Origin of the sequence: Candidatus Vampirococcus lugosii, assembly GCF_018420025.1 — a bacterium.
GTDB lineage: Bacteria > Patescibacteriota > Gracilibacteria > Absconditabacterales > Absconditicoccaceae > Vampirococcus > Vampirococcus lugosii.
Window position 1 is genome coordinate 1 of sequence record NZ_JAEDAM010000088.1, and the last position, 3544, is coordinate 3544.

At 18.5% G+C, this 3544-nt stretch carries 7 protein-coding genes; all 7 read left to right on the forward strand.

The features are described 5' to 3' along the window. A partial coding sequence (locus tag VAMP_RS04895; protein ID WP_213349831.1) for a PDDEXK nuclease domain-containing protein occupies nucleotides 1-348 on the forward strand: 348 nt, incomplete at its 5' end. A gap of 58 nt (nucleotides 349-406) precedes the next feature. Beyond that, a complete protein-coding gene (locus tag VAMP_RS04900) occupies nucleotides 407-568 on the forward strand; it encodes a hypothetical protein (protein WP_213349832.1) in 162 nt (53 codons plus the stop codon). 39 nt (nucleotides 569-607) lie between these two features. Further along, nucleotides 608-841 carry a hypothetical protein gene (locus tag VAMP_RS04905; RefSeq protein ID WP_213349833.1) on the forward strand — a complete coding sequence of 78 codons (234 nt, stop codon included), beginning with the start codon at nucleotides 608-610 and terminating at the stop codon, nucleotides 839-841. Further along, nucleotides 841-1647 carry a glycosyltransferase family 2 protein gene (locus VAMP_RS04910; RefSeq protein ID WP_213349834.1) on the forward strand — a complete coding sequence of 269 codons (807 nt, stop codon included), beginning with the start codon at nucleotides 841-843 and terminating at the stop codon, nucleotides 1645-1647. The genes VAMP_RS04905 and VAMP_RS04910 overlap by 1 nt, the downstream gene beginning before the upstream one ends. 2 nt (nucleotides 1648-1649) lie before the next feature. After that, nucleotides 1650-2360 (forward strand): class I SAM-dependent methyltransferase, encoded by a 711-nt coding sequence (locus VAMP_RS04915; RefSeq protein ID WP_213349835.1) that lies wholly within the window; start codon nucleotides 1650-1652, stop codon nucleotides 2358-2360. Further along, on the forward strand, nucleotides 2353-3273 hold the full coding sequence (locus tag VAMP_RS04920; RefSeq protein ID WP_213349836.1) for a lysylphosphatidylglycerol synthase transmembrane domain-containing protein: 921 nt from the start codon (nucleotides 2353-2355) through the stop codon (nucleotides 3271-3273). The genes VAMP_RS04915 and VAMP_RS04920 overlap by 8 nt, the downstream gene beginning before the upstream one ends. Before the next feature lie 74 nt (nucleotides 3274-3347). Then, the coding region (locus VAMP_RS04925; protein WP_213349837.1) for an ATP-binding protein at nucleotides 3348-3544 on the forward strand (197 nt) is incomplete at its 3' end.

Below are 3544 nucleotides of genomic sequence, written 5' to 3' on the forward strand. Positions count from 1 at the left end.
ATTTGATGAGAAGATTTTTATATTGATTTGCTTTTATATCATAGAAAATTAAAATGTTTTGTTGTTATAGAACTAAAAGCTGGGAATTTCAAATCTGAATATACTTGAAAGATGAATATGTATTTATCAGCTTTGGAAAAGCAGGATATGATAGAATGAGAAAATCTTCCTATTTGAATAATTCTTTGTAAAGACAAAAATAGATTGATAGTAGAATATGCACTAAAAGATGTGAATAAACCTATATGAGTTGCTTCTTATATTACAAAAGAAGATTTACCAGAAGATTTGAAATGATTGCTTCCAACACTTGAAGAAATAGAAAGAGAGATGAATTTACTGGATTAAATAATCCAACCATTGGCTGGAGAAAAATTTTCCATTTTTAACCTTTAACCCACACCCCATGACAACAAAACAATATTATTATGAGATATTTAAAAGAAAGTGAAAAGCTTTTTTGTGAATGATACTAAAACCTATTCCAGACGAGTTTTTTATTAAAGTAAAATATTTTTTGAAGTTTAAAAAATGGATAGATTTGGATAATCCAAAAACTTTTAATTAGGAAATATTGAAATTTAATTAAATTATAATAAATAAAATAATGAAAAAAACACTCCATTTAATAGACTCAATGTGACTTGGATGAGCACAAACAGTTGTAAAATGAATATTTGAAAAACAAAAAGATAATTCAAATATTTTTCTTTATGCTTTGAGAAAAAGAGATATAAATATAAAAATAAATCATCAAAATATTTTTATAAATAATTCTAAAAATAAATTTAGTTATAATGATATAGTAATTAAAAGTTTATCAATTAATAAAAAAAGTTAATGAAAAATAACAAATTAATATCTATAATTTTATGTTCTTACAATGCTGAAAAATTTATAAATACAACTGTAAATTCTATAACAAATCAAACTTATAACAATTTTGAATTATTGATAATAGACAACAATTCAAAAGATAATACATTAAAAAAAATTAAAGAATTACAACAAAAAGATAATCGTATAAAATTATTTGAATCAAAAGAAAACTTATGAGCATATGGTGGTATTAATTTTTTGTTGAATAAAGCTAATTGAGATTATATTTGAATTGTAGATCATGATGACATTTATCATCCAAACAAATTTGAAATACAAATAGAATTTTTGGAAACAAATAAAAAATATATTTGATGTTGATGATTACCTATTAAATATTATGAAAAAACATGAAAAATGATATTAATTAAAAAAAATAAGACAAACTATACAACTTCACATCCTAGTTTAGTTTTTAGAAATATAAAATGAAAAAAATATGATACATCTATAAAATATAGAACGGATATGTATTTTATGAGATATATTTTATGTGAAAATCAAAAAAAAATATATACAATACAAAAACCTTTATATTTAAGTAGGGTGAGAACAGATTGAAAAAATTATTCTAGTTTATGGTGAAGTTATGATAATATAAAAACTTATTATAAAAAAAATAAATCAAATTTTTTCTTGATAAAAGAATTATTAAAAAATCGTTTTGATTTATATAATAAATATATAAAACTTTTTTGAAAAAAAATTACTGAAAATGACTTAAAAAAAAATGAATATTTAAATGAATTTTATAAATTAATCAAATAAATATGTGATTTTATGATAATTTTAGTAAATGAAAAAATTGATCTACTACAAAAATTTGAAAAAAAACAGTAGACTATAGAAATAATTTTTTTATAAAACTTATTAAACAAAATATTGATAAAAAAGATATTAATATTTTAGAAATATGACCTTGAAAAGGTTTCTTTGCTAAAAAATGTTTAGAAAATAATTTTAATTATAAAGCTATTGAATGAAATAAAATTATGGCTGATAATTTAAAAAAAAATTGAATTGATGTTATAAATGATTTTGTCCCTCCTATTAATATTGAACAAAAATTTGATGTTATATTTATGAATCAAGTTTTTGAACATATGGATAATAAATATAAAGCTATTGAATTGTTGGATAGTTGTTATGAAAGATTAAATAATGGTTGAATAGTTTTAACAGCAACCCCAGATTACAAAATATTTAAAGAAGATTTTTTTATTTGTGATTATACTCATTCTTTACCAACTTCTATAAATAGTTTACAACAAATGTTTTTTGATACTTGATTTAAAGTTATTTATAAAAATTATTATACTTTATTTTTTCAATGATTTTTCTTATCTAGATTAACCTCTTATATTTCTATATTTTTATATAATATTTGATTTTTGAAATTATTATTTTGGAATAAATCATATAAAGTTAAAACTTCATTACTTAATTCTATTCTATTAATTTGAAAAAAAACAAATGAATAAAATTAAATTCTTAATAAAATTATCTATAACTATTTTTCTTTTTTATATAATATTTGCTTATTATATAGATTTTGATGAATTTATAAAAGTTTTCCAAAATATAAATATTTTTTATGTAATTATAGCTTGTTTATTATGGCCTGTAGGTATATTTTTAAGTTCTTTCAAATGGTATTTGATATTAAAACAATATGATATAAACATATCTTTGAAAGAATCTTTTAATCTTTATTGGATAGCAAGTTTTTTTAATAATTTCTTGCCAAGTAGTATATGATGAGATGGATATAAATTTTTGTATTTAAATAAAAAAATAGAAAACAAAAAAGCTCAAATAATGTCTTCTATGATACTTGAAAGATGATTATGATTTGTTGCTTTAAATATTTTTATAATAATTTTTTCAATATCTTTTTTACCAATTTTATATACAAATAACATCATTATTTTTTACATTATTATTTTTTTAATTATAAGTATTTTATGATTTTTTATATTTTTATTACTAAATAAAAAATCAATTAAAAATGAATTTAAAAACAAGCTATTAAATAAATTTGTTAAACTTATAAATATTTTAATAACTTTTAAAAATAAAAAAGTTTTGTTTTTTGGTTTTTTAATATCATTCATATTTGTTTTAAATTCAATAATATGACAATATTTATTGTTTTGATCATTATGAAATAATGTAGATTTGAGTTTAATTTCTTTTGTATATCCAATAGTAAATATAGTTTGAATAATTCCTATTTCTATAAATTCTCTATGAGTTACTGAAAGTTTTTCAATTTATATGTATTGAATATTTTGAGTAAATGCAGAAATAGTTTTGGCAAGTGCTATATTGTGAAGAGTTTTGATGATATTACTTAGTGCTACATGATGAATTAGGTATTTGTTTTGGAAGTAAAAAATTAAAATAAAACTTGATTTATACTATAAAATTATTATACTATAAATAATTTATACTATAATTCATAAAAAATGAAATTTTATAACAGAGAAAAAGAAATAAAAGTTTTATCACAAAAAATAACTTCAAATAATTTTGAGTTTATATATTTACTTGGAAAAAGAAGAGTCTGAAAAACAGAACTTATAACTCACTTAAATAACAACATTTTACAAAAAGATTTTTATTATATATTTGTAGAAAAATCAGATCTAAAAGTTTTTTTGCA